This window comes from Synechococcus sp. BIOS-E4-1, assembly GCF_014279995.1.
In the GTDB taxonomy this organism is placed as follows: Bacteria; Cyanobacteriota; Cyanobacteriia; order PCC-6307; family Cyanobiaceae; genus Synechococcus_C.
Genome location: NZ_CP047935.1, coordinates 1,465,840 through 1,489,720 on the forward strand (window position 1 = coordinate 1,465,840; position 23,881 = coordinate 1,489,720).

Below are 23,881 nucleotides of genomic sequence, written 5' to 3' on the forward strand. Positions count from 1 at the left end.
TATCGCAGCTGTTGGAATTTACCTAGGTGTCTCCTTACTGCTGATTAGTACAATCGACGAGGTATTGAAATGAAATGCGACTGGAATAAATGCCACGCAGTCTTAATTGGCGATCGCTGGATTCAGGTACGCGATGGCAAGGAATGCAGTGGAGATGTGAGCTTTGAAATCGGAGGTGGCGTTTCTATGGTTGCTTCTGTCAGTGCGATTCAGGCCGTAAAAATTGCAAAACATTCCGAGGCCAAAGTTTTTGAGGCTTACACACCTTGGGGGACAAAGTGATGGCCCGTATTTATTTCCGGCAGAGTCGTCCCGACTATCTAACAGCAACATGCGTCAGAGAGCCCGACAGGGCAATAGTACGAGCCTTTAAGGCAAAAGCTGCAGCGCAGGGTCTGAGCGTCCAACGTGCACTTCTAGAGGCTTGTCAGGAGTATCTGGAGAGCTACCAGTGAGTAAGAACATTCCACCCCGTCCTTTGACCCAGCGCCAACAGGACTACGACAATTTTCAAGCCTTTCGAGATGAGGTCTGGCGACAAAATTGGATCGAGGGTGAACGACTCGAATCTGAAAAGCTGTGGCGGGAGTTTGAAGAAGAAGGTGGTGTCAGTTCTTATCTGAGAGACGCCCAGACAGCTCTAGAAGAGGCCCGCGCTGTGCAGGCCGCAAGAAATGCCAAGTTGTCCAATAGGGTCGCTACAGCAGTTGCCGAGAGCTTTATCGACCTCGATATCTGATCAGCAAACAGCAGAAAAATCAGCCCGAATATCCGTTGCCGTCGACGACAGGCCTACCCGTGCAGCAGTAATCCCGTAACCACGGGTGCAAGCGGCGAGGCGATATTCGCCAGGAAAAAAGCTGGGATTAGATGGTCCCCGGAAATCTCCCCAGCCATAGGTCAAGTTTTTGGTAACCCCGCCTTTCTGAACCTGGATGATCACCTCATCCGTGTCTGCGGCGAAGGTAGCGACGATATTGATCTGAGCAGTCTTGGCTGACTGGAGGCCAACGATTGGCTGGAAGCTTGTTGTCAGCAGACCGGCTTCGTCGTCGGTTGAAGCGGTGTTGGGGAAGAGTCCGTAAGAGCGTCTTGAAGGTGCCATGAGTATTGAAGGCAGTACTCCATAGGCTTCCTGGGCAACCTAAAAATGTAGACATGACGGGTGGTTTGAGCCTGCCGCCCTCTTTCTTCAGTCCCAGATTTTGTATCTCTCAGCGAGTGATGGTCGACGTGCGTGGGTGCCTCTGCCCCAGGTCACTTCAGTGACTCCTGCAATACCACCGCTACCCCCGACCCAGCGGACATCGCCAGGGGTAAAGCCAGACGAGAGCCAGTGTGAATTGACCCAGTCGACGGCGTAGTTGCAGGCATCGGCATAGTCGTCGCGATCGCGTTTCTTGTCGAGAGCGATAGAGCGTTGCTGTTGGTGGAGAGTTTCAATCAGCGGCACGTCAGCCCTGATCAGGACCTTCCCACTGGCGGCCAGTCCCAGGATCTTTGCCTGGCGGTTCCGCTTTGAACGACCCTCATGGCTCAGGGGTACCACGTTGAAAGTGCGGCCAGCGACATTGTTCCCCAGGCTTCTCAGGATGTAGTGCCCACCTGCTGCCTTTTCAACGCCAAGGGTATGGCAGTTGTATTTATCGGCGTAGTCCAGGATCTGAGGCAGGGCATCTTCGACATGGCCGTGCAACTCATGGACGCCAAGGATGACGGCCTTCTGATCTTGGGCACCGACTGCAACCAGGGCGCTGGTATCGGATCCTTTTTCACCGGATAGGTTCATATCGATTGCGATGAATGAGCCACGGCAGGTGATGTCGTCTTGCTCAATGGGCACCAGGTACGAACGCCGCCAGGAGCAGTAGCCAACGTCAACGGAGCAGTCGAGTTTGTATAGCGCTGCGAAATCTGTCGGCGGCATCTGCGCTTCCAGTTCTTCCGCGAACTCCTTTGTGAACTGGTGACTGACGGGCTCCCCAGGCTCTCCGAATCTCGGGAACTTGACCAGCCATGAAGCGGGATAGTCATTCAGGATCCTGGCCCTTTCATCGTTGTCTGGGTTCAATAGTGGAGATGCCAGCACAGTCCACGGCACGACTTTGTCGCCAGCCTTCTCTCGGCCCTTGTCTCGGTCGATCATCCGTTGGGTTGGGTCATTAGGTCCAAGCCGCTGGGCAATAAGGATCAACCCCTGGCCTTTGCCTGCCTTGTCGCGGGTCAAGCGGGTCATGATGTCCACGCCAATAGTCCGCATGGCCGTATCGATCACGTCGACCGACTCGCATTCGGCGATGTTGCCCACGATGTCGTCCACCAGAACGATGTGCCCCGTGTATCCCAGCAGTGCTGCTCCTCTGGATGCCGCTAGCTGAGTCCTGCCACCTTCCCAGTCTGGAGCCCAAGCAAGTTTCGATTTCTGATCAGTCTTGATTCCGTAGCCAGCGGGGACTGCCACCTCGAACAGCGTTTTGAACAACGCACAGTTCATTGCACTGAGTCGACCGTTGGCGCTGATCAGGATGTGGCCACGGTCCGGATATCGGAGAAGTGACCAGCACAGGGCCAAGATCGCGCAGGTGGTTTTGCTGTGCCTCGGGGGTGGGTTGACCATTAATCGGCCGCCAGCCTTCCCGTCGATCAATGCCTCGAACTCGACCAGCATTGCTTCGGTTACTGAATCCAGCTCGAAGCCAGGACATACAACGCGGGCATAGAGCAAACTAAATTCCGTCAGCCCCATCTGAATGGGCTCTGGAGGTGGCAATAAGGTGTCGCCGTTGTTAGTTACTGTCGCGTCAGATCGGCGGCGCTTGCGTGCCTTTGGAGCCTCTGCTGTCTTATCTGGAAGAGGGTAAATCCTTTCGTGGATTGGTTGCTGTTGGCGAGCTAAGAACAGCGATCGTCTCTCCTCCCACTTGTATCCAGTGCGATAGCGGGCAAACGTCGCGGCAGAGACAATTCCATTGTCAGCGGCCAGCTCTTCATCGCTGCACCATTCGAGTTCCTTCCACCTCTGGAAGTGCTGATGTGCGGAGGCTCGTTCACCCTGTTGTCGGCGCAAAGGGCAGCTGGTATCGAGCTTGAAGTGCCGGGTATTAGTAGCCATATCAATTTTCCTCGATTACTAGTTCCTGGACATAGAGAGGCGAACTCCCTGGTCGTTGCATGCCGTGCCGGTTTGTATAAACAGAAAGCCCAGGGCTGACGGCAATAATCTCGTCGAATCTTTCACCAGCTAGGTCAGGGCCGATGTTGATCAGGTGAGTCCCCAGGGATACACTCCAGAGTCCGGCAGGTTCAATACGATCGATACTGAATCGGACGTGAGTTGTATTATCAGCCAGGTCTAGACAGCCATGATTATGGGCCTTATAGATACGGTCTAGCTTGTCAATGACCTCCAGCTTTTTGCGAGTTTTTATCGTGGTCTCGATGTACTCTAAAACCCCGTATTTGTTTGTTCTGTAGCTACCAACCTTAGGTCCCCCAGACATCATTCGCCCTGCGCAGCAGCGTCCTGAGTGGCGATAGATGCGCGTCTGGCTAGTTCGGCCTGGATAGCATCATTAGAGACGTTCTGGAGGCCTGTAGAGTCCTGAGCAGCAATAGCTTCCTGAGCAGCCTTTAGTTCTTGGCGGATGCTTTCGTCGCTGCTAGTTGCTTTTTCTTCGGCGGCTTTAAGCGCTAAGCGGGAGTGAACATATGCGGCAGCTTCGCCGTCAACTTCCTTGAGCATTTTTACGGCCTCATTACCGTAGCGGTTAATGAAATGCTTGATTTGATCGTCAAGTGCAGCCGAGTCGCGAAGAATCTCAGACGTGGTCATTGATGCTAAAGCTTCTGTATCAGCCAGGGCAGCATTAAAGACAGACCTCCTCTCAGAAATGCTTAAACCTGTTTTGTCGGTTAAATCCTGCTGAAGCTTCTTTTCTGCTTTGGTTGGTTCTACATAGCCATTATCCAAAATCCATTCAGGCAAATCGGCATAAGGTACGTCCTGGTTCTGCAGTTCCTGGATCTGATAAAGCTCCTCAAAAGTTAGCTTTTTAGATTTTGCTTGATTCACCCGCCAGCGCTTTCCTGTGATTGCGCGTGGTGCTTTGAAGTCATCTTGGCCAAATGCTTGTTGAAATAGTTCTGCCCGTGTGTCCTGATCCATGGGAGGATGTTTCTTATATCTGATATATATTGCCTAAAATGGCTAAAGCGGCTGCGTCGGAAAGCAGATCACGCTAACAGTCTCTTCGGAAAACTTGATCAGTTAAATGATATCCATGAGAAAGACCATTTTTCGCAAAGTTGTCACTACAGCGGGCCAACCAAAGACGTTTAGGGTAGAAGGTGCTAGATATCCGTACAGCGCTAAGATGACATGGTCACGCAGCACACCAGGCAGTAAATTGACGCTGCACACAGGATGCGCTTTCAACCCAAAGATTGACCTTGGAAGTTACGACCGCAGCCAGAAAGAATATGAAGTCGACCTATCTAAGGGCGATATAGTATTTTCGTTTCCGACTGAGATTGTTCTGGAGACAACAGGAAAGGCATCGGTATTAATCGCCTTAGAGTGCGAGTTCCCAACCCGAAAAAAGCGAAGCAGTGTTGTACAAGAATCTACCTCGGTAGTGGTGACTGAATTTCCTGTTGTTCCTGTAATGCCAACGGAAAACTGAGCCTATGGATAATTACACCGTGATCCCTAATGAGCAGGTTCAGCAGCTTGCTGAGAGGGGTTTTGAACTGATTCGGCAGGGTCGACCACAGGACGCTGACAGTCTCTGGGATGAGTGGGGTTTAAGGGCCTTCTTTATTGGTGGTGAGGACTAGAGCAACCTTGCTGCTTCGGTGACCGCGTGTTGCCTGAAGTAATCGCTGTAGGTCGCCTCAATTTGCGCGACTGACGTGGAGATCAACTCAGCCACAGTCAAAGGCTGCATGCCTGATCTCAGTAGTCTCGCGGTTGCGGCGTGTCTCAGGGCTCTAAAACCGAGGGATTTTGCTGCTTCTGGGTGGACCTTTCGACGGAGCATTGCGGAATAGTTGCTAAGCAGGTTGTTAGCCCTTTCGATCTGCTCGTTGGTGGCAGGGCGGTCGTGTGGCATCAGGAATGAATCCAGTTCTGACGGCCTGTTGCCGAGGTTCCAGCGGTCAAACCAATCGCGGACTGTGGGAGTCGCAAAACCACGCCTGGAGCGCTTGGAATCCCAGTAGGGCAATTGAATCCCAGGTTGATAACTCTCTGCCTCAGGGGTCTGCAGCGACAGGCAGCCATTCCCTCTGATTCCTGTGACGGCAACCATCCTGTAAATCCAGATCGCGCCAGGGTCCCCGAGCTTCAAGATTTCAGTGTCGAGCGCCTGGATGATCGCGTCATCGTCAACGGCATCGCGTCTGGTCGGGATCGGGTTCCGATATCGCAGGCTCTCTGTATTGAGGTTCACCCCAGCAACTTCGGCCAACAGGGAAGCAGCCTCCAGAACACTTCGACGTTTGCGGTTCTCTTCGGGTGCCAGCTCCATGACGGCCTGATGCAGCCCCTTCTCATCCACTGCCAGGGATCTTTCCGCCAGCCACTCACACAATTGTCTGACGCCAGAAACCTTGGCCCTCTCGGTCGCATCGCGATAGCCCTTTGAAGTGATCGCCTCCAGAGCAGCCCTTAGGTGGTGTTTGGTGGAACTCTTTGATGCAGAGCGGCCACTGAGCTGCAGCATCAATTCCCTGGCCCCGTGGAAGGCTTCAGATTCATTGCTGGCCTTGATTTGCCTTGCGATGGTTTCACCGTTTCCGTGGACTCCCACCAGCTGCCAGACGGTTCCAGATGCCCGCTTCGCTTTCCTGATTCGCAGTGAATCAGCTTCGGGGAACTCTTGCCTCAGCGAGACCGTGAATGCATGGAGGTTGGTTGCTCTCATTACTGTTGCTCCCCCTTGTAGGCAGGCAGGGCAAGGTGTTCGGCATGCAGCTCGATCGCCCGCGCCATTGATGGCAGGTCATCAGAGGTGTATTGACTGAGCGGTGTGTTCCCCGTCTTGCCTGTGACCATCTCCACGATCCGCGCAGGAACCGCGCTGTTGAGCAGGTTGTTGATCAGGGTTTCCCGCCAGGAATGCGTACCAGGGAAGTCAGGAATCTTGTCCCGCATGCGTCGAGCAAGGTTGTCTCCCCAGTGAGCGCGTTCTGTTTTGGGCTCTTCCTTCGGGAATGCAGGTTCCTTGCTCTTTGGCCCAGCGTGTTTATTCCATATCTCCTCTGCGCAGTTGGGTAAGGGAACGATCCGTTCTGACTGTGGAGTCTTGAGGCCGCCACGCTCCCCCAGGACCGCAATGCCCCTCTTGCTCCAGCGCACAATCTCGATGCACTTGTAGGTTTTGCCGTCGAACTTCCGCTCGGTGAAATCACATCGCCTGAGACCCGCCACCTCCTGGATTCGGGTGCCAGTAACGGCCTGTAGATAGAAGAGATCAAACCCTGAATCACGGTTGCCGCGCTTGTCGCTGTTCATCCGCTCATAGATCGATCGCGCTTCCTCAGGACTGATCACCTTGTTGGAATCAACCGTCTTGCGTGAATCCACCTGCTGTTGCATGGCAGCCCGTCGATCCTTTGGCAGGTTCCTGAACGGGTTCTCCTCAAGTAGGCCTTGCCTGACGGAAGCGTTGAAGATGCTGTTTAGGTAGCGAACCTCTTTGCTGACACTCGAAGACGACAGGCCCGAGTCACCACTGAAAAGCCAGCTCCTGTACTGCTTCGCAACCTCATCGTCGATGGCTCCTGGAAGGTGCAGTGAGTAGTTCGCTTTAGTCCAGCTCTCCAGTCTTTCAGCGGCCTTTGTCATGCCAGCCAGGGTGCCGACAGCAACGCCTTCCTCCTGCTTGGCCCCAAGCAATCTCTGCCAGGTGGTGCTCTTTTCTTCCAGTGCTGGTTTTGGTGCTTTCAGTCGACCCTGTACGCGGGCAACGTCGGCGATCTCCAGGTGGTCTTTAACCAGATCAGAGAACCGCTCCAGGATGCGATCTAGTCCGTTTTCTGTCGGTCTGAAGCCGTTATCCCAGCAGAGTTGTTCAATCTTCCTGCCCTCTTCAAGCTTTGCTTTGTCAATGACATAAATGCGGCCATCCACATCCAGATCGTCAAGGGTGAACGACTTAAGGAACTTCTCTAGTAACTCCCGCTCTTCCTTTGTTAATTGCACATAGGGCTTGTGTTCCAGCTGTGGATGCTCTTTGAAAAAGGCCTTTTCTTTCTCTGTTCGCTGGATCTCTGCAAATAGAACTTTTCCGTCTTCTGTTTCGTGGTGACCCTTCCCGCCCGAAGCCGTATTGGCGAAGGCTTGCAAGACAGTGGAATTCATGTCCTGCAGGTTCAATCCACGCTGTGCCGCTGAGATCCACTGATTGGCCAGCTGTTGAGCGATTCCCTCTAGATCTGTGCCGCTGTAATCAACGGTGTTGCCAGCCAGCGTGAGCAGCATTTCTTGGATCTGGCCATTGCGCCTGTGGCAATAGCTCTCGGCTTCCTTCTGGCTCGTGACCAGCGTCCCGTCAGCTCTCTTGATCCACTCGTCTATGTATTTCGGCTTGATCCGACCTGGGTAGAGCTTTGCCTGAGCCGCCAGGTTTTTGACAAAGAAGAATCCATCCCGACCTACACGTCGATAGAGCCCAAGCCCACGGGGAGCGGAAGCAACTCTTGTCGGAAGATCGCGACCCAAAAAAAAACGGCCTCCTTTTGGGGACCATTTTGGGGACAGTTTTTGGGGAAAGTCAAGTACCCTAGTGCTACTAGGCCCTATTGATCAGGCGTCGTAGTACATCACGAATTCGTGGGGATGCGGCCGCTGACGCAGCTGCTGCACCTCTTCGTATTTCAGGTCGATCCACTTGTCGATGAAGTCCTTGGTGAAGACGCCGCCTTCCAGCAGGTAGTGATGGTCGGCGTTGAGAGCTTCCAGTGCACCGTTCAGGGATGCGGGAACGGTGGCGATCTTCTTCAGCTCTTCAGCGGGCAGCTCGAAAAGATCAACATCAACACCGTCGCCGGGGTCGATCTGATTTTTGATGCCGTCGATGCCGGCCATCATCATCGCGCTGAAAGCGAGGTACGGATTGGCCAGGGCGTCACCGGAGCGGAATTCAAGTCGCTTGGCTTTCGGACTGGGTCCGGTGAGTGGAATGCGCACTGCTGCAGAGCGGTTTCCTTCCGAATAGACCAGGTTCACCGGGGCTTCAAAGCCTGGAACCAGTCGTTTGTAGCTGTTGGTTGTGGGGTTGGTGAAGGCCAGGAATGAGGGCGCATGCTTGAGGATGCCGCCGATGTACCAGCGTGCTGTCTGCGACAGATTGGCGTAGGTCCCTTCCCCGAAGAACAGGGGTTGCCCGCCTTTCCAGAGGCTTTGGTGCACGTGCATGCCTGAGCCATTGTCATTGAAGACCGGCTTGGGCATAAAGGTTGCGGTCTTGCCGTACTTCTTGGCGACATTGCGCACGATGTATTTGTACGTCATCACGTTGTCGGCGGCCTGAATCAGCTCGGCGAACTTCATGCCCAGTTCGTGCTGACCAGCTCCCGCCACTTCGTGGTGGTGCTTTTCGATGGGAATGCCCAGCTGAGCCATCATCAGCAGCATTTCCGAGCGGATGTCCTGGGCGGTGTCGTTCGGGGCGATGGGGAAATAACCCTCTTTCTCCTGAATCTTGTAAGCAAGGTTGCCGCCTTCTTCGATCCGGCCTGTGTTCCAGCCGGCTTCGATGGTGTCAACGCTGTAGAACGAACCGCCTTCGGCGGAGTTGTATCGCACGTCGTCAAACAGGAAGAATTCCGGCTCCGGACCGAAGAACGCCATATCGGCAAGTCCGGTGCTGGCCAGGTAGGCCAGTGCTTTCTGGGCAAGAGCCCTGGGACAGCGTTCGTAGGCTTCTCCCGTGCGGGGATCCTGAATCGAGCAAATCATGCTCAACGTTTTATGTCTGTAAAACGGATCGACCCATGCTGTTTCGGGGTCGGGAACCATGGCCATGTCGGAAGCGTTGATCGCCTTCCAGCCACGGATGGACGAGCCATCGAAGGCCAGGCCCTCCGTGAAGGATTCAGGCTCGATCAGGTCCTGACAGACAGTGAGGTGCTGCCACTTGCCGTGCAGGTCCGTGAACTTAAGGTCGATCAGCTCGATGCCTTCATCTTTGATCTGACGAAGCACGTCCTGGGCGGTTTTGGCCATGGCGGGGAATGGAGCCCAAATAAATCGCATCGACCGTAGATATCGATCCGTAGCAGTTTTGTATCAACGGGCACCTTTTTGCCTTCCGTTTCCCTGGGTGGCTTCAGGGGCGCTCTAGGTAACCGTTTCTGTCAGATTGCTGTGATCGCCTTTGCTGGAGCAGGTTTCAACGCGTTGTCGGTGTTACCTTCCAACCAACGTGGACAGGGCTTGCATGCGCGATGCCATCACCGGACTGATCGGTCAGTACGACCAGCTGGGGCGCTATCTCGATCGCTCTGCGATCAATCGCATTGAGTCTTACCTCGATGAAGCGGATGTTCGTGTCCTCGCTGTGGAAATCATCAACCGTGAGGCTTCCGAGCTTGTGCGTGAAGCGAGCCAGAGACTTTTTCAGGCGGATCCCGAGCTGTTGCTTCCAGGCGGAAACGCTTACACAACCCGCCGCCTGGCTGCCTGCCTGAGGGACATGGATTATTTCCTTCGCTATGCCAGCTACTCCTTAATTGCCGGCGACAGCACCATTCTCAACGAGCGGGTTCTGAACGGACTGGATGACACCTACAAGAGTCTGGGCGTTCCAACCGGGCCGACCGTCAGAAGCATGGTGCTTCTGGCTGATGTTCTCTGTGAACGCCTTCTCAACGAGGGTGTTCGTCAGGATCGCTGCGCTCTTGTGCGTCAGCCTTTCGAGCACATGGCCTCCGGTCTTGCCGCCAGTGACGTGCGTCAGCGCTGATCGAAAGTCTCCGAATCATTTCAAGCGGCTTCGGAGTGTCCGTTCAGGCCCAATTTTTGACCGATTGATGCGTAGGCTTCTCGCCATTGATTTCCGGTTCCGGCTCCGCCGATGACGCACTCTCACCTGTCGGTTGACCCGTGCCATCGATGCTCCATCGGTCCGATTGACACACCCGACCGCTTGTTGCTGGGTCCCGGCCCCTCCAACGCTCATCCCACAGTCCTGCAGGCCCTGGCGCGTACGCCGATCGGTCACCTCGATCCGCTTTACGTGGAACTCATGGGTGAGGTACAGGAACTGTTGCGCTACGCCTGGCAGACCGACAACCGCCTGACGCTGCCGATGAGTGGCACGGGTAGTTCAGCCATGGAAGCCACTCTGGCCAACACGGTTGAACCCGGCGACACGGTTCTGGTTGCCGTGAAGGGTTACTTCGGCAATCGCCTCATGGATATGGCAGGTCGTTACCGCTCCGATGTTCAGGTTATTGAGAAGCCCTGGGGTGAGGCTTTCAGCCTTGAGGAGATCGAAGCGGGGATCAAGAAGCACAAGCCTGCGATCCTGGCGATGGTCCATGCCGAAACCTCAACCGGCATCTGCCAGCCGATGGAAGGGATCGGTGATCTGTGCCGTGAGCATGATTGCCTGCTGCTGCTCGACACGGTCACCTCCCTCGGAGGCGTGCCGCTCTACCTGGATGCCTGGAAGGTCGATCTGGCCTACAGCTGCAGTCAGAAGGGCCTTAGCTGCCCTCCGGGTCTTGGTCCCTTCACTATGGGACCGCGGGCAGAGGCCAAGCTGGCTGCCCGTCAAGACAAAGTTCCCAACTGGTATCTGGATGTCTCTCTGTTGAACCAGTACTGGGGCAGCGATCGTGTGTACCACCACACCGCTCCGGTGAACATGAACTTCGGCATGCGTGAAGCGCTTCGCCTCCTTTCCGAAGAAGGACTGGACCAGGCCTGGGCACGTCACCGTCGCAATGCCGAAGCCCTCTGGACTGGTCTTGAATCGCTCGGACTGGAAATGCATGTGCCGGAAGAGCTGCGATTGCCAACCCTCACCACGGTTCGCATTCCCGAAGATGTGGATGGCAAGGCTTTCTCCTCCCACCTGCTCAACACCCACGGCATCGAAGTTGGAGGAGGACTGGGTGTGCTTGCCGGCAAGATCTGGCGGATCGGTCTGATGGGTTACAACTCCACACCTGAAAATGTGGATCGTCTGCTCAATCTGTTCGAGACCGAGCTGCCCCGCTTCCGGCAGAACGCTGCCGTCGCTGCCTGAACCAGCGTCCCAAAAGAGCTGATGCTTCAAGCGCCATCACGCCTCCCGTCACCTGCATGTGATGGTGAGCGCTGGGGTGTTTGGAGAGATCAATCGTGCTTCCAAGACCACCCCGTTTCGGATCGTTTGCTCCGTAGATCACCCGACCAACGCGGGCCTGCACCAGAGCTCCCGCGCACATCGGGCAGGGTTCCAGCGTCACGATCAGGGTGCACTGGTTCAGTCTCCAGTCGCCGAGGATCAAGGATGCCTGGCGCAAAGCCACGAGTTCCGCATGTCCGAGTGGATCTGAAGCCCACTCGCGCCGATTGCTGCCGTGGCCGATGCAGCGTCCTTTCGCATCCAGCACCACCGCAGCGACAGGGATCTCTCCCGACTTGCCAAGCTGCTCAGCACGTCGGAGCAAGCGTTCCATCCAGGCGTGGATCTGGGAGTTCTCCAGCTCGACCGGTGTCAGTCGCTCGTCCACCCCAATCGTGCAGAGGCGTCCAATGTGCCACCGCAGGTGAGAATGGCTGTTCCTTCCGCACCCTCCTTGTTCGGATCCTCCAGGACTTCATCGGCGGCATCGACTGCGACGGAACTGTCCGCATTTGCCTCTTCAGATGCACTGGATCCGCAGTTGCAGCGGTTCCTGGAGGACGCCAGCGCTCGTCTGTGTGAATGGCTCGGGTCAGCTTCCCAGCGATCTCCGCTGCCGGCTTTGCGGTTGCTTCCAGAGGCTTTCCCCGAGCAACAGGGTGTGGGTGCGGATCGCCTGCTGGACGACCTTCAGCAGTTGATGGATGGTGCTTACCAGCCCAATCATCCAGGAGCCCTTGCGCATCTGGATCCTCCTCCCAACACAGCATCGATCGCGGCAGAACTGATCTGTGCGGGACTCAACAACAATCTGCTGGCGGAGGAGCTCTCACCGAGTCTCAGTCAACTGGAGCGTCAGCTCTGCAGCTGGTTCGCTGCCCGTTTTGAATTGCCTGATGGCGCTGGCGGTGTCGCCGCGAGCGGTGGCTCCCTCAGCAATCTCACCGCCCTGGTCACCGCGCGACATCGGATGGGGCTGGACCATGACCCCAATGCGGTGATTCTGATCAGTGATGACGCTCACGTGTCACTTGAGAAGGCTGCAAGGGTCATGGGGCTCAGGCCTGACGGCATTCGACGTGTGCCTGTTGATTCTCAGGGATGCATGCGGATTGCAGATCTGCAAGAACATCTGCAGGGGCTGAAGCAGCACAACCGGCCCTGCATCGCCGTGGTGGCGACGGCGGGCACGACCGTGCGTGGAGCCATCGATCCAATTCCTTCTCTGGCTCAGCTCTGCAGGGACCAGGGTCTGTGGCTGCACGTGGATGGTGCGATTGGCGCTGTCTTTGCCCTCTGCCCTCACACTTCGCAGCTGATGGCAGGGCTTGGCCAGGCTGATTCCATCACGGTGAATCCTCAGAAGCTGCTCGGAATCGCCAAGACCTCCTCTCTGCTGTTGGTGCGTGATCAGTCAGCTCTCCAGGAGACATTTCACACTGGGCTTCCCTACATGGAGCCCGCCTTCGCTGTTGCCCATGGCGGTGAACTGGGCCTGCAGGGAAGTCGTCCCGCTGAGATCCTCAAGCTCTGGCTTGGGTTACGACAACTGGGTGAGCAGGGGATCAATGCTGTGATCGAGAAAGCTCTGTTGAGACGTCAGCGCCTGGAACAGGGTCTTGATCCTGCGGTCCTGGAGATCACCTCAGGCCCGCTGCATCTGCTCGCCTGCGCTCCGCTTGGAGCGGATCCAGCGCGTTGCGATCAATGGACAGCTGCCGTGCGAAAACGGCTGCTCGATCGGCAGATCATGGTGTCCAGACCAGTCCATCAAGGACGGCATCGCATCAAAGTTGTGCTGGGCAATCCCCACACCTCCAATACGCTCATCGACCAACTGGCTGCCGACCTGAACGACTGTTCACGGGAGCTGGTGTGATGCCTGCAGCTCAGAACAAGCGGGGTCGCTGGGTTGCAATCGTCACCGGGACCATGTCGGTGCTGATTGGTGTGTTGTATCTCGGTCTGATTACGGTGCTCGATAGCCGCGGTCCGATGCGTCCTCCGCCGCCCGAGGCCCTGGCCGGGGCGGAAGTCGTTTCTTGGCCTCCTGCTGCAGAGGCTCCACCACCCGTTGCAATGCCGCCTGCAGAAAGTCCTGAAGAGAGCGATCCCTTCGGTTGAGTTCGTAGTGGTGCTGAACCACGTCCTGCACTCCGCCATCGCCCCAGTCCTGGTCCTGCTGGAAATAGGTCATGAAACTGGCGCCCGCAATTCTGGTGAGCCAGCCTGCCGCCACACCCTGCACCGCCCGCCCGAGCAGCAGGGTCGGCAGGTTCACGCTCAGCGCGGTACCGATCAAAGCCACTCCGCCTTTGACCACCCCCAGTCCTGCAAGGGTTCTGCCCACCGAAACTGCCAGTTCCTGGGCCCTGCTGCGGGTCAGCTGGATGCCATACACCGCTCCCACCTCCATCACCATCTGGGCGTTCACAGCCGCCGTGCCTAATAGATCCACCCCTGGCAATGGCGTTGCGGCCACCACCCCAGCACTGATCCAGGTGTAGCGATCGATGATCCGCCGGGCTTCGTCCGAGCGCTGACGGTCGAGCAGATCACGGCCGGCGGAACCAAGATCCCTGCATTGCAGAAGGATGTTGTCGGCCAGCAGTTCCTCTCCATCGGCATGAAGCACTGCGGCCAGCCGTCTCACCAGCAGCCCGATTTCGGCGGGTGGCTGAACGGGACGCTGCCCGGGTCGGGGCAGTGACTGGGGGCTTGCACTGGCGGGAATCACATCCTCGGGTTGAAGCCATTCCGAGCAGCGTCGCTTCAACAGCTGCAGAAGCCTGCGTTCCTCTTCTTCACCGCGCAAGTCACATTTATTGAGCACCAGCACCAGACGTTTGCCCAGTCCCGACAGGCTCTGGATCACCTCCAGCTCGCTCTTGCGCAGATCGCCATCAACCACAACGATCATCAGATCCGCTCTGCTGGCTCGGCGACGTGCCTCCTGCTCGCGTCCCCGTCCTTCCTGGCCGGCTTCAAGGATTCCCGGTGTATCAACAAGAAGCACCCCTCTTTCCAGACCTTTGAGCCGGAGTCGGTAGCTGCGACTCTCGCCGGTGGAGCCCATCGCAGCACCGACATCGCCGACGATCTCCTTGAGCAGGGCGCGGATCAGAGACGTTTTTCCACTGGAGCCGGTGCCGAACACCACCAGCACGAGATCTCCGCGTTCGAGTTCCCTCGCGACCCGTTGCCGTTCCTGCAGGAGAGACTGACGAGCCACATCGTCCTGGAGTCGTTCCAGCAGGCGATCCACACTGGACAGGCTTTGTTCCGCTGCATCCCTGCTGCTGGTTGGTGCCGGTCTGTCCTTGGGCGATGAGGTGTTCTGACGCTGACGCTGTGTGCGCCACTGACGCAGCCATGGCAGGCCGACCTGAATCACCACAGCCACGAGCAGAACCGTGCCGATCAGCAGCACAGGGCCGACCAGCCAGGGCGGCAGCCAGTAACTCAGATCCCAGAGCAGGTTTCGGATTCCCTGCAGCACCAGTCCAATCACCATCAGGGCGATCAGACCAGCGGCACCAAACAGAATCCAACGCGTCGATCCCCTCATCTTCCGTTGAGCCCACCTCGTCCCGCCGCGCGGATGATGTCAGCCCAGAGCGATGCCGCAAGGGCGCTGGAGCTGCTGGAGGGGCTGTTGTCGTCATTGCCGAGCCAGATTCCCAGCACCCAACGGCGCGAGGGTTCATAGCCCACGAACAGCAGATCCCGGCCTTCATTCGTTGTTCCGGTCTTGCCCCCTTCCTGTCCTCCTAGCGATGCGGCGGTGCCGGTGCCGTTGCGCACAACCGCGCGCAGCAAAGACTGCATCTGCGCTGCACTGTCGCCTCGGACAGCCTGGCGTCCAGGATTCAGACCCCGCTGATCGTCGCCGGCGAGGCTGCCGCAGCCTCGCAGCTTGTCATTGCGACAGGTTTCCGCATCAAGCAGCCGACGAATCGTATTGGGGGGCTTCCATTCGCCCTTGTTGAGAATGGCCGCATAGGCTCCGGTCAGTTCGATCAGTCGCACTTCGCTCTGGCCCAGTGCAAGACCTGGCACCGGATCAAGCGGTGTGGTGATGCCAAGGGCCCTGGCCTGGCGAACAACCTGTTCAAGCCCAACCCGCTGAGCTAGGCGCAGAGTCGCCGTGTTACTGCTCGAAGCGAAGGCTCTGGTGAGGCTGAGGCGACCTCTGCAGCTGCTTTCAAACCGCTGGCCTCTCCAGTTCAGAGAACTGCAGTCGATGGTTTCGTTGGGTTTGATTCCCCGTTCCAGGGCGGCCAGATACGTCATCAGTTTGAACGTGCTCCCTGGCTGTCTCAGGGCCATGGATGCGCGGTTGAACTGACTGAACCGGTAGTCGCGTCCGCCGGCGATCGCCAGGACCCCTCCTGTGCTGCTGTCGATCACCACGGCGGCCCCCTCACTCACGCCGAGTCCGCCGGCATTGCCGATCAAATTGCGCAGTTGTCTCTCCACCACGGCCTGCAGCACGGGGTCAAGGTGGGTTTCGATCAGAAAATTCCCTTCCGCGGCCACCTCCGGGCCCACCATTGCTGTTAAATCCCTGCGCACCTGATCGGTGTAGAAGGGTGCTGAGCGTGTCAGCGCAGTCCTGCTGCAGGCCGTGGTTGCCAGTTGGATGGGTTGACGTCTCGCCAGACGAGCAGCATCGAGTGATAAGCGACCGGAATCGGCCATCTTGTTGATCACGCGGTTGCGGGCTTCTAGGGCCCGCTGAGGATGACGGCAGGGGTCGTGGCCATTGGGTGATGGCAACAGTCCAACCAGCAGAGCGGCCTGTTCAATGCTCAGATCAGCTGCTGATTGATCAAAGAAGGTCTGTGCGGTGTCTTCAAATCCCCATCCCACCCCGAGGTACACCCTGTTGAGATAACTCAGCAGCAGCTCCCGTTTGCTGAAACGGCTTTCCAGCTGCAGCGCCACAAGCAGCTCACGCCATTTGCGGCCCAGGGTGTCACCTTCACCGACCATTTCCGGGTAGAGGCTTCGAGCCAGTTGCTGGGTGATGCTGCTGCCACCTTCGAGAACCTTTCCCCCGGTCAGGTTGACGGCGAAAGCACGCAAGCTGCCGACCGGGTCAACCCCTGGATGCCACCAGAAGCGGTTGTCCTCGCTGCTGAGCAAGGCATCGATCAACAGCGGAGAAAATTCGCCAAGGCTGTTCAGTTCGCGGTGGCGATTGGAATCCACCGATTTGAGCGGTTTGTTGTTGCCGTCGTAGATGGCGAGCGGTCCGCGAATGCTGGCCAGTCGTCCACTCACCGGCACGTTGAGCGAGGCATGGCCCAACAACAGTCCTGCTCCGCCGAGACAGCACAGGATTCCGATCCCCAGAGACCGCTTGATCCGCTGATGCCGTCGTTGACCAGGTCTCTCAAAGTCAATCCTGGGGCTATCGGCTTCATCAGTCGGGGCAAAACTGATGCGATCGCCGTCCTGGAGCTCCAGCTGTTGCACACGTCGGCCCTTCCACCAGAGTCCGTTGGTTGAGCCTTGATCCTTGAGAATCCAGTGCTGGCCTTGCTTTTGTAGAAGTGCATGCAGGCGGCTGACAGCCGCATGGTCAATGCAGATCTCCATGTCTGGATCACGTCCAATCCGATATCCCTCGCCATGCAGTTGCAGCGTGCGCTCAGCCCGACCCTGCTGATGAACCGTCAGCAGGGCCAATTTCCTTGGCTCAGCCGTCGCTCTGCTCATTTCTGTTGTTGAAGGCGTCGATGGCGAAGCAGAGCACTGCCAGGTTGATGGCGACATCAGCCCAGTTGAAGATTGGAAACTGGATTGGCACGAGTTCGAGGAAATCGGTCACATGACCGAGCCGCCAGCGGTCGATGCCATTGCCGATGGTTCCTCCCAGAAGAAAGCCGAGGGCCAGTCCCATCCAGAGACCTCTCCGCATCTCTCGCCAGATCCAGATGCTGACGCCGATGGCAACCGCCAGGCTGAGAATCCCCAGCACCAGGGAGGAATCTCTGAACAGACTGAATGCAGCCCCAGTGTTGCGCACAAGATTCAGTTGCAGCAATCCAGGAATGAAGGGCATCGTCTCTCCAGGAAGGAGGATGCCTCTGGCCCAATGCTTGCTGAGCTGATCCAGCACCACCATCACCACGCTGAGTGCGACGACGCTGCCGCGTCGCATGCTTCGGGCTGGACGGCTGTTCATGGCACGGTTCCGACTCATTCCATCCAGAGCACGCGACGGCTCACGCGAGCGATCAGTCCAGCAGCGCAACACAGGGCCAGCTGTGCAGCCAGGGGACCGAGGCTGTAGCTGAAGACAAGGTCGATCAGGGGTTCATTCCAGCGATTCAGCGCTGCCCCAAGAGCAAGATTGAGCAGACCACAAACCTGGATGGTCAGCAGGCCTGCCATGGCTGCGAGGGTGAGTCTGGCGATGTCATTCATGCCGTTCTGCTGGGCCAGCCGTCCGGTCAACCAGGCGGCGGGGACGAACCCCGCCAGGTAACCGAATCCAGGATTCAGCACATAGGCGAAACCGCCACCTCCGTGGAACACAGGCAAGTCAACCAATCCGATCGTCAGATAAGCCACTGAAGCGATGACTCCCGCTCTTGGGCCCGCGACAAGGGCGCAGACGAGCAGTGCCGGTACCTGCCAGGTGCTGGGCAGACCAAGCACGGCGGGAGGCAATTCGGGCAGAGGCAGCAGCAGAGCAGTCGGAATCAGGCTTCCGACGAGGATCAGAAGCAATCCGGCAAGAGCGCCGCTCCAGGTGGACAGTGCCCGCACGGGCAATCGTCAGCTCGCACCATCCTGCTGTAAGAGAGAGGCATTGCCCAGCAGAGATGTCCGTTTCAATCGGTGACCAGGTGCGACTGGTGCGCCCCCAGACCTTCCTCAAGACAGCTGATCCGATGCCGATGCTCAGGCCTCCCGATCTTGTGGCCCACGACGAGATCGGCAGGGTCATGGCACTACTACCTGCGGAAACGGCGTCAGTGCGCTTCGCCAGAGGAACTTTTCTGCTGTCGATCGAGCAACTCACGCTCGTGAACGAAGACCTGAACAATGCTTCGGATCAGGACGCTGCATCGGACTCAGATGCTTCATCTGAAACCCGGGGTTCTGCAGATCCAGGCAACTGATCAAGGCTTGGCGCCCGCAGCAAAATCGCTCAGGCTCCACTGCTTCTCCAGTGATGCAAGCGTTCCCTCGGGACCGCACAAGCTGAGCTGAGGACTCTGCAGATGGCGGCGTGCCGCCTCACGCAGATCAGTGCCTCGCAGTTGTTCCAGTTGGTTCAGGCAGCTCTGGTCATGGTCATCAGGGAGATGCAGGCCACGCAGTTGCGCCCGCCGCTCGGCCCTCTGGCCTGTGGTCTGGGAGCCGTGAGCCAGTTGCCCCCTGAACTTGGCCTTGGCCAGATTGAGATCGAGCTCGGAAATGGTGAGCTCCATCAGCTCGGACCAGCTGCTGATCAGGAGTTCGAGTGACAGTTTTGCCCTGTCGACTCCGGTTGAGGCGTGCATCACGAAGGGTGCCGCGCCAGCGCGCGCCGGGTGATGGACACCCACGTCGTAGGCGACGCCATGTTCCTCTCGAAGCCTGCGGAACAACAGGCTGGACATGCCTGATCCCAGGTGAGCCTGCAGCAGCCTCAGAGCCAGGTCGTCCGAGTGACCGTGGGGCAGAGCGGCCTGACCCAGCATCAGCACCACCTGTTCGGTGGCAAGGGCTTGGAGGCCTAATGACGACCTCTTGCCAGGATCCAATTCAGATGATTCTTGGATCGTGGCTCCGGGCTCTTGGCAGCTGAACCGGGTTTTGGTTGTGCCGAGCCACTCCTCCAGTCGCTCCTTGGCTCCCTCAGGAATGGTTCCGGACAGCGCCAGCACCGAACCCCGGCTCTCGAGATCTGCAGCAAGACAACTCAGCTCTGCTTTTTGAAGCTGTTCCAGATCGACACCGATCCCAAGGGGATCGTGTCCGTAGGGCCCCCTGCCATAGGCCAGCTGTCTCCAGCCATCAAAGGCGCGATGGAACGGATCCTCTTTCTGTCTCTGCAGGGCCTGCAAGCTCAGGTCTTTTTCCAATTCGATCTGTGCTTCGTCCAGGTGCGGCTGGCGCAGCATCCAGCCAAGAGCAGGCAACAGACGATCGGCATCAATGTCACGGCACTTGAGACTGATCAGAATCCCGTCCTCGTGGGTGTCACAACGAAGACCAGCGCCGCAGCCTTCAATCAGATCCGCAAGCTGCAGATGATCGACAGGGCCGCATCCACGGCTGAGTACCGAACCCAGTAGCTGATGCCCCCCCCTCTGCCCCCGAGGATCAGCACTGCTTCCCCGCCGGATCCAGAGTTTGGCGGAGAGCACCCCGGTCGTGGTTACAGGATCAAGAACAAGATCACAGCAGGAGCTCAAGCGTTGTCCTCCGATCGGGCAATCAGGGTGAAGCTGTGCTGGGGTTGCAGCAGGGGCATGACCCTTTCCCGCAAAGCTGATGCATTCCAGTGCAACAGATCCTGAAGCGGAGCCAGAAGGTCTCGGTGCCGTCCCCAGAGTGTTTGTGAACCGGCACTGGCGGCCACAGCTCCAGGGGCTTCAAGGCTGAAGCGATGACCGTTTCCAACCAGTTGCATGGCGCGATGCAATTCCTCATCGGTGATTGCAGTGGTCAAGCTGCTGTCCAGCTCTCGGTGGATCTCGGTCTCGACGCGCTCGATCTGATCTTCGGGGCAACAGGCCTCAAGCATCACCAGGCTGCCCTGTTCCAGCGTGGTGACATCCATGTCGATGGATTCAACGATCTGAAGCTCTTCCCGCAGCTTCTGCACCAGTCGGCTGCGACGACCCTCGGCGAGGATTGTGGTGGCCAGATCAGCTCCGGCGATCGCCAGCTGATCGTCTGCAGAGGCAACCGGCCAGATCATCATCAGCCGCGCAGCTTCCAGTCGAGGAAAGCTTCGGCATTCCCGTCCGCTGCGAAAACTCAGCGATGGTCGTGTTGTCGTGTTCAGATCTGAGTCTCTGACCTTGTCAAGCGCTGCAAGGGGGCTATCGAGCACGTGGCTGACCAGATCATTCTGAATGGTTCCGGCCACTGACAGGCAGCAGTTGGCTCCCTGGTAGCGGCGTTGGTGGTAGCAGCGCATTCCCCCCGGGTTCATCTCCCGCAGGCTGTTTTCCCAGCCGAGGATGGGTCTGCCGTAGCAGTGGGGAGCACAGCAGAGTTCCAGCAAGGTCTGCAGCACCTGATCATCGGGCTGATCCCGATACTGGGCGATCTCCTCGAGCACCACGTCGCGCTCCATCGAGAAACAGTCCTGCTCCAGAGCCGGATCCAGAACGAGATCCAGCAGTAGATCTAGTGCTTTGTTCGATTCCGCGCTGGGCACAAGCACGTGGTAGTGCACATCATCGAAGCCGGTGGCGGCATTACTACTGCCTCCCAGTGCCTCAATTCTTCGATCGAATTCCCCTGGCCCCATGCGTCGACTCCCCTTGAACACCATGTGCTCAAGGAAATGAGCGATGCCCTCCTCGCCACTTCTCTCCCAGGCGCTTCCCCCCTGGCACCAGAAATCCAGACAGGTGAGGGCCGCGTCGGGGATGGCGGCTGTCACAAGGTTGCTGCCGTTGGCAAGTGTGCGGTGTTCGAGCACCGGACCGGATGGGATCGCAGTCAGGGTCCCGTGGCAAAGTCCCATTCTGTGCAATTACGGATCGGATTGATGCCTGCGTCCCCGAGCGGTCAGGAGTTGCATCCGCTGGTGATGGCTATGGCTGCTCGTATCCGTCAGTGCAGGAAAGGCTTCCCGGAGCTCAGTCCACTCGGTTTGTCGGGTGACCTCGAGGAGATCATCGGCACCCTCGACGGTGAGGATCTGTTTATCCGTAACGAGGTGCATTCCTGCCGAGGACTTCGCAAACTGCACCTGGAGATCGCACGACTTGGACTCGGGCTCCAGATTCTTCATTGTGTCTTCTTCCCCGATCCTCGCTTTGATCTGCCGGTGTTCGGTGCCGATATCGTCGCCAGCCCCGCAGGGATCTCCGCCGCCATCATCGATCTTTCCCCAGTCGGGGATCAGCTGCCAGAACGCATTCAATGCGGGCTTGAAGCCGCTGTGATTCCTGCCTTCCAACAGGTGCGAGAACTCCCCACCTGGGCGACGATTTTCTCGCCGTTCGTGCGATTCATCCGCCCTGTCAACCAACAGGAAGAGGATTGGTTTGTGGAACTGGTCGACGATTACCTCCAGGTTCTGGGTGATGCCGTGCAGGCTGCGGAGCCCGATGACCCCAGCGCTCCTTCTACTCTGGCCCGATATCACGGACAGGTGTCCTATTGCCGGCAACAGAAACGCAACGACAAAACGCGGCGGGTTCTGGAGAAAGCCTTCGGGACGGTATGGGCGGATCGGTACATCGAGGAGCTGCTTTTCGACGAGCCTCTGCGCCCCTGAGCGGATTGGGTCGGATCTGGGTCGGCGTTGGTGCTCTGGCGGTCCTTGCTGTTGCTGGTGGAGTTCTGATGCTGCGCCGTCCGCAACCCCCCACCCCTGTCGCAGACGCGGAGCAGCTGGCGACCCGACAGCCAGAGTCTGTTGCAGCCCTTGGAAGTCTCAGGCCCGCAGGTGAGGTGCGTCGTCTGGCTGCGCCGGTGAGCGGTTTTGGTGGCTCACCGAGGGTGTCGTCGCTGCTGGTCAAGGAAGGCGATCCGGTGAGCAAAGGACAGGTACTCGCTGTATTCGACAACAGGCCGAAGATCGAAGCGGATCTTGCCTCATTCAACGAGAAGATTCGCAGTACCGAGATAGAGATTCCTCTGAAGAAAAAGGAGGTGGCCCGTATTGCCCAGGCTGCTCGGCAGGGTGCGGCGAAAGTTGTTTTGCTCGAGGAAAAACAGAATGAACTCACCATGCTTGAGCGCAAAAAGGTGGAGTTGATCGCCGAGCGCAGAAAGCTTGAAGCTGATCTGAACGACAGCGAACTTCGTTCTCCAATCGATGGCACTGTTCTCAAGCTTCGTGCCCGGGTGGGTGAGCGTCCTGGTGCTGAAGGTGTCATGGAAGTTGGAGCCAGTCAGTCGATGGAGGCTCTGATCGAGGTCTATGAGTCGGACATCAATCGCATCAAGGCTGGAGAGCCCGTCACTTTGATCAGTGAGAACGGCGGTTTCGAGGGAGAGCTTCGGGGAACGGTTGAGCGCATCAGTCCTCAGGTGCGTCAGCGACAGGTGTTGTCCACGGATCCCACCGGCGATGCCGACGCCAGGATCGTTGAGGTTCTGGTCAGGTTGGATCCAGGATCCACTCAGCGCGTATCAAGGCTGTCGGGCCTGAAGGTGATCGCCCGATTCGGGTCCTCATGATCGGCCGCTTCCTGAGCGGCCGACGAATTCCACTGGCTTCACTGATGCTGGTGCGTCAGCCGGTTCGTCTGGCTGTTGCGCTGGCCGGAATCAGTTTCGCGGGAATTCTGATGTTCATGCAGCTGGGATTCCGCGACGGACTGTTCGATGCCAGCGTCACCGTTCATCGACTGTTCGATGCCGACATTGTTTTGATCAGTCCACGCTCGACCAGTTCAGTGAGCATGGCTGGTTTTCCTCGACGTCGTCTGGTGCAGGCCATGGCATTGCCTGAGGTCGAGGGCATCACGCCGGTGCACTGGAACCTGTTGCTCTGGCGCAATCCCAAGACACGCGGCACCCGTTCAATCCTTGCTCTCGGCTTCGAACCGGGGGATCCTTTGTTTGTCGATCCGACCCTGGCTCCCAAGGCCCAGGTATTAACCCAGAAAGGTCGGGTTCTGTTCGACGAAAAGTCGAGGCCTGAGTTTGGTCCCGTCGCCGAATGGTTCCGCTCAGGACGAACAGTTGAGAGTGAGATTTCAGGGAAAAGGGTGCGTGTGGCCGGTCTGATCAAGCTCGGCAGCTCCTTCGGTGCCGATGGCAATCTGCTCACAAGCAGCGAAACATTCCTCGATCTTCTTCCCAACACTCCACCAGGAAGCATCGAGGTTGGACTGGTTCGTTTGCAGCCTGGCTCGGACCCCGAGGCAGTGGTGGAGAAACTCAACGCCCTGCTACCCGAAGACGTCACTGTCTTCACCAAGCAGGGTTTTATTGATTTCGAGCAGAACTACTGGCGCACCAGCACTTCCATTGGTTTCATCTTCACGCTTGGTGCTGCCATGGGCTTTGTTGTCGGCTGCGTGATCGTTTATCAAGTGCTGTACTCCGATGTCAGTGACCATCTTCCGGAGTACGCCACTCTCATGGCGATGGGCTACAAGCTCAGAACCCTTCTGGGTGTGGTTGTACGGGAGGGACTGTTGCTCGCTCTCTTCGGATATTTGCCCGCTTATGCCGCTGGGCAGGGGCTTTATCTGTTGGTCAGAAGTGCCACGGCGCTCCCCGTGGCCATGGATTTCAGCCGTGCAATGACGGTGTTCAGCATGATTCTGGTCATGTGCATGGCATCGGCAGGTCTGGCGATGCGCCGTCTGGTGGATGCCGATCCGGCGGAGATTTTCTGAGGC

General features: G+C 57.7%; 24 protein-coding genes. 11 read left to right on the top strand and 13 right to left on the bottom strand.

Features of this window, described 5'->3' with window-relative positions; all coding sequences use genetic code 11:
* Positions 1 to 69 precede the first annotated feature (69 nt).
* Both SynBIOSE41_RS07795 and SynBIOSE41_RS07800 read left to right on the top strand, forming a co-directional pair.
* Positions 70 to 282: a hypothetical protein gene (locus SynBIOSE41_RS07795; RefSeq protein ID WP_186540323.1), complete on the top strand. Its 213-nt coding sequence runs from the start codon at positions 70 to 72 to the stop codon at positions 280 to 282.
* Positions 283 to 478: 196 nt separating this feature from the next.
* On the top strand, positions 479 to 739 hold the full coding sequence (locus tag SynBIOSE41_RS07800; protein ID WP_186540325.1) for a hypothetical protein: 261 nt from the start codon (positions 479 to 481) through the stop codon (positions 737 to 739).
* Here SynBIOSE41_RS07800 and SynBIOSE41_RS07805 read toward each other — a convergent pair whose 3' ends face one another.
* From SynBIOSE41_RS07805 to SynBIOSE41_RS07815, 3 genes are all read right to left on the bottom strand, one after another.
* Complete coding sequence (locus SynBIOSE41_RS07805; protein WP_186540327.1) at positions 740 to 1,105, bottom strand: hypothetical protein; 366 nt, start codon at positions 1,103 to 1,105, stop codon at positions 740 to 742.
* 87 nt (positions 1,106 to 1,192) lie between these two features.
* Positions 1,193 to 3,112 carry a hypothetical protein gene (locus SynBIOSE41_RS07810; RefSeq protein ID WP_186540329.1) on the bottom strand — a complete coding sequence of 640 codons (1,920 nt, stop codon included), beginning with the start codon at positions 3,110 to 3,112 and terminating at the stop codon, positions 1,193 to 1,195.
* 387 nt (positions 3,113 to 3,499) lie between these two features.
* The gene (locus SynBIOSE41_RS07815; RefSeq protein WP_186540331.1) at positions 3,500 to 4,165 is read right to left on the bottom strand and encodes a hypothetical protein; all 666 of its coding nucleotides are present in this window, start codon (positions 4,163 to 4,165) and stop codon (positions 3,500 to 3,502) included.
* Positions 4,166 to 4,280: 115 nt separating this feature from the next.
* Here SynBIOSE41_RS07815 and SynBIOSE41_RS07820 point away from each other — a divergent pair, with 115 nt between their 5' ends.
* Together SynBIOSE41_RS07820 and SynBIOSE41_RS07825 are read left to right on the top strand one after the other, a co-directional pair.
* Complete coding sequence (locus SynBIOSE41_RS07820) at positions 4,281 to 4,682, top strand: hypothetical protein (RefSeq protein ID WP_186540333.1); 402 nt, start codon at positions 4,281 to 4,283, stop codon at positions 4,680 to 4,682.
* A 4-nt stretch (positions 4,683 to 4,686) separates the two neighbouring features.
* Complete coding sequence (locus SynBIOSE41_RS07825) at positions 4,687 to 4,836, top strand: hypothetical protein (protein WP_186540335.1); 150 nt, start codon at positions 4,687 to 4,689, stop codon at positions 4,834 to 4,836.
* Here the strand turns inward: SynBIOSE41_RS07825 and SynBIOSE41_RS07830 are convergent.
* From SynBIOSE41_RS07830 to glnA, 3 genes are all read right to left on the bottom strand, one after another.
* Positions 4,833 to 5,924, bottom strand: coding sequence for a hypothetical protein (locus SynBIOSE41_RS07830; protein WP_186540337.1), 1,092 nt, complete (start codon positions 5,922 to 5,924; stop codon positions 4,833 to 4,835). The two genes, SynBIOSE41_RS07825 and SynBIOSE41_RS07830, sit on opposite strands and share 4 nt — an antisense overlap.
* Complete coding sequence (locus SynBIOSE41_RS07835; RefSeq protein WP_186540339.1) at positions 5,924 to 7,723, bottom strand: phage integrase SAM-like domain-containing protein; 1,800 nt, start codon at positions 7,721 to 7,723, stop codon at positions 5,924 to 5,926. The genes SynBIOSE41_RS07830 and SynBIOSE41_RS07835 overlap by 1 nt, the downstream gene beginning before the upstream one ends.
* Before the next feature lie 84 nt (positions 7,724 to 7,807).
* Positions 7,808 to 9,229, bottom strand: coding sequence for a type I glutamate--ammonia ligase (gene glnA / locus SynBIOSE41_RS07840; RefSeq protein ID WP_186540341.1), 1,422 nt, complete (start codon positions 9,227 to 9,229; stop codon positions 7,808 to 7,810).
* A gap of 214 nt (positions 9,230 to 9,443) precedes the next feature.
* Here glnA and SynBIOSE41_RS07845 point away from each other — a divergent pair, with 214 nt between their 5' ends.
* Both SynBIOSE41_RS07845 and SynBIOSE41_RS07850 read left to right on the top strand, forming a co-directional pair.
* Positions 9,444 to 9,968 (top strand): allophycocyanin subunit beta, encoded by a 525-nt coding sequence (locus SynBIOSE41_RS07845; protein ID WP_066906617.1) that lies wholly within the window; start codon positions 9,444 to 9,446, stop codon positions 9,966 to 9,968.
* Between the two features lie 111 nt (positions 9,969 to 10,079).
* The gene (locus SynBIOSE41_RS07850; protein ID WP_186540343.1) at positions 10,080 to 11,258 is read left to right on the top strand and encodes an alanine--glyoxylate aminotransferase family protein; all 1,179 of its coding nucleotides are present in this window, start codon (positions 10,080 to 10,082) and stop codon (positions 11,256 to 11,258) included.
* Here SynBIOSE41_RS07850 and tadA read toward each other — a convergent pair.
* Complete coding sequence (tadA, locus tag SynBIOSE41_RS07855) at positions 11,200 to 11,727, bottom strand: tRNA adenosine(34) deaminase TadA (RefSeq protein ID WP_370594202.1); 528 nt, start codon at positions 11,725 to 11,727, stop codon at positions 11,200 to 11,202. The two genes, SynBIOSE41_RS07850 and tadA, sit on opposite strands and share 59 nt — an antisense overlap.
* Positions 11,728 to 11,769: 42 nt before the next feature.
* Here tadA and SynBIOSE41_RS07860 point away from each other — a divergent pair, with 42 nt between their 5' ends.
* A complete protein-coding gene (locus SynBIOSE41_RS07860; RefSeq protein WP_186540345.1) occupies positions 11,770 to 13,218 on the top strand; it encodes an aminotransferase class V-fold PLP-dependent enzyme in 1,449 nt (482 codons plus the stop codon).
* A gap of 90 nt (positions 13,219 to 13,308) precedes the next feature.
* Here SynBIOSE41_RS07860 and SynBIOSE41_RS07865 read toward each other — a convergent pair whose 3' ends face one another.
* The 4 genes from SynBIOSE41_RS07865 to SynBIOSE41_RS07880 are packed head-to-tail and all read right to left on the bottom strand — an operon-like array spanning position 13,309 to position 18,119.
* Complete coding sequence (locus SynBIOSE41_RS07865; protein ID WP_186540347.1) at positions 13,309 to 14,907, bottom strand: YcjF family protein; 1,599 nt, start codon at positions 14,905 to 14,907, stop codon at positions 13,309 to 13,311.
* Positions 14,904 to 17,063: a transglycosylase domain-containing protein gene (locus SynBIOSE41_RS07870; protein WP_186540349.1), complete on the bottom strand. Its 2,160-nt coding sequence runs from the start codon at positions 17,061 to 17,063 to the stop codon at positions 14,904 to 14,906. The genes SynBIOSE41_RS07865 and SynBIOSE41_RS07870 overlap by 4 nt, the downstream gene beginning before the upstream one ends.
* Entirely contained in the window at positions 17,044 to 17,532 is a 489-nt protein-coding gene (lspA, locus tag SynBIOSE41_RS07875; RefSeq protein WP_186540961.1) for a signal peptidase II, read from the bottom strand. The genes SynBIOSE41_RS07870 and lspA overlap by 20 nt, the downstream gene beginning before the upstream one ends.
* 14 nt (positions 17,533 to 17,546) lie before the next feature.
* A complete protein-coding gene (locus SynBIOSE41_RS07880; RefSeq protein WP_066906611.1) occupies positions 17,547 to 18,119 on the bottom strand; it encodes a biotin transporter BioY in 573 nt (190 codons plus the stop codon).
* A 56-nt stretch (positions 18,120 to 18,175) separates the two neighbouring features.
* On the opposite strand from SynBIOSE41_RS07880, the gene SynBIOSE41_RS07885 reads away from it, so the two are divergent.
* Entirely contained in the window at positions 18,176 to 18,475 is a 300-nt protein-coding gene (locus SynBIOSE41_RS07885; protein ID WP_186540351.1) for a DUF3148 domain-containing protein, read from the top strand.
* Here the strand turns inward: SynBIOSE41_RS07885 and SynBIOSE41_RS07890 are convergent, their stop codons facing one another.
* Both SynBIOSE41_RS07890 and SynBIOSE41_RS07895 read right to left on the bottom strand, forming a co-directional pair.
* Positions 18,476 to 19,756: a pitrilysin family protein gene (locus SynBIOSE41_RS07890; protein ID WP_186540353.1), complete on the bottom strand. Its 1,281-nt coding sequence runs from the start codon at positions 19,754 to 19,756 to the stop codon at positions 18,476 to 18,478.
* Positions 19,753 to 21,042 carry a pitrilysin family protein gene (locus tag SynBIOSE41_RS07895; RefSeq protein ID WP_186540355.1) on the bottom strand — a complete coding sequence of 430 codons (1,290 nt, stop codon included), beginning with the start codon at positions 21,040 to 21,042 and terminating at the stop codon, positions 19,753 to 19,755. The genes SynBIOSE41_RS07890 and SynBIOSE41_RS07895 overlap by 4 nt, the downstream gene beginning before the upstream one ends.
* A 24-nt stretch (positions 21,043 to 21,066) precedes the next feature.
* Here SynBIOSE41_RS07895 and SynBIOSE41_RS07900 point away from each other — a divergent pair, with 24 nt between their 5' ends.
* The 3 genes from SynBIOSE41_RS07900 (at position 21,067) to devC (ending at position 23,878) form a co-directional block, all read left to right on the top strand.
* Entirely contained in the window at positions 21,067 to 21,801 is a 735-nt protein-coding gene (locus SynBIOSE41_RS07900; RefSeq protein WP_186540357.1) for a phycocyanobilin:ferredoxin oxidoreductase, read from the top strand.
* Between the two features lie 68 nt (positions 21,802 to 21,869).
* A complete protein-coding gene (locus SynBIOSE41_RS07905; protein ID WP_370594226.1) occupies positions 21,870 to 22,709 on the top strand; it encodes an HlyD family efflux transporter periplasmic adaptor subunit in 840 nt (279 codons plus the stop codon).
* Positions 22,706 to 23,878 (top strand): ABC transporter permease DevC, encoded by a 1,173-nt coding sequence (devC, locus tag SynBIOSE41_RS07910; protein ID WP_186540361.1) that lies wholly within the window; start codon positions 22,706 to 22,708, stop codon positions 23,876 to 23,878. Before SynBIOSE41_RS07905 ends, devC begins: the two co-directional genes overlap by 4 nt.
* Positions 23,879 to 23,881 lie beyond the last annotated feature (3 nt).

What these genes read in the sequence shown, in the direction of transcription:
- SynBIOSE41_RS07830 (WP_186540337.1), bottom strand. Translation starts at nt 5,924, where the DNA reads ATGAGAGCAACCAACCTCCATGCATTCACGGTCTCGCTGAGGCAAGAG.
- SynBIOSE41_RS07815 (WP_186540331.1), bottom strand. Translation starts at nt 4,165, where the DNA reads ATGGATCAGGACACACGGGCAGAACTATTTCAACAAGCATTTGGCCAA.
- SynBIOSE41_RS07870 (WP_186540349.1), bottom strand. Translation starts at nt 17,063, where the DNA reads ATGAGCAGAGCGACGGCTGAGCCAAGGAAATTGGCCCTGCTGACGGTT.
- SynBIOSE41_RS07805 (WP_186540327.1), bottom strand. Translation starts at nt 1,105, where the DNA reads ATGGCACCTTCAAGACGCTCTTACGGACTCTTCCCCAACACCGCTTCA.
- SynBIOSE41_RS07860 (WP_186540345.1), top strand. Translation starts at nt 11,770, where the DNA reads ATGGCTGTTCCTTCCGCACCCTCCTTGTTCGGATCCTCCAGGACTTCA.
- SynBIOSE41_RS07795 (WP_186540323.1), top strand. Translation starts at nt 70, where the DNA reads ATGAAATGCGACTGGAATAAATGCCACGCAGTCTTAATTGGCGATCGC.
- lspA (WP_186540961.1), bottom strand. Translation starts at nt 17,532, where the DNA reads ATGAACAGCCGTCCAGCCCGAAGCATGCGACGCGGCAGCGTCGTCGCA.
- SynBIOSE41_RS07895 (WP_186540355.1), bottom strand. Translation starts at nt 21,042, where the DNA reads ATGGGACTTTGCCACGGGACCCTGACTGCGATCCCATCCGGTCCGGTG.
- devC (WP_186540361.1), top strand. Translation starts at nt 22,706, where the DNA reads ATGATCGGCCGCTTCCTGAGCGGCCGACGAATTCCACTGGCTTCACTG.
- SynBIOSE41_RS07810 (WP_186540329.1), bottom strand. Translation starts at nt 3,112, where the DNA reads ATGGCTACTAATACCCGGCACTTCAAGCTCGATACCAGCTGCCCTTTG.
- SynBIOSE41_RS07885 (WP_186540351.1), top strand. Translation starts at nt 18,176, where the DNA reads ATGTCCGTTTCAATCGGTGACCAGGTGCGACTGGTGCGCCCCCAGACC.
- glnA (WP_186540341.1), bottom strand. Translation starts at nt 9,229, where the DNA reads ATGGCCAAAACCGCCCAGGACGTGCTTCGTCAGATCAAAGATGAAGGC.
- SynBIOSE41_RS07825 (WP_186540335.1), top strand. Translation starts at nt 4,687, where the DNA reads ATGGATAATTACACCGTGATCCCTAATGAGCAGGTTCAGCAGCTTGCT.
- SynBIOSE41_RS07845 (WP_066906617.1), top strand. Translation starts at nt 9,444, where the DNA reads ATGCGCGATGCCATCACCGGACTGATCGGTCAGTACGACCAGCTGGGG.
- SynBIOSE41_RS07900 (WP_186540357.1), top strand. Translation starts at nt 21,067, where the DNA reads ATGCCTGCGTCCCCGAGCGGTCAGGAGTTGCATCCGCTGGTGATGGCT.
- SynBIOSE41_RS07905 (WP_370594226.1), top strand. Translation starts at nt 21,870, where the DNA reads ATGCTGCGCCGTCCGCAACCCCCCACCCCTGTCGCAGACGCGGAGCAG.
- SynBIOSE41_RS07865 (WP_186540347.1), bottom strand. Translation starts at nt 14,907, where the DNA reads ATGAGGGGATCGACGCGTTGGATTCTGTTTGGTGCCGCTGGTCTGATC.
- SynBIOSE41_RS07820 (WP_186540333.1), top strand. Translation starts at nt 4,281, where the DNA reads ATGAGAAAGACCATTTTTCGCAAAGTTGTCACTACAGCGGGCCAACCA.
- SynBIOSE41_RS07850 (WP_186540343.1), top strand. Translation starts at nt 10,080, where the DNA reads ATGACGCACTCTCACCTGTCGGTTGACCCGTGCCATCGATGCTCCATC.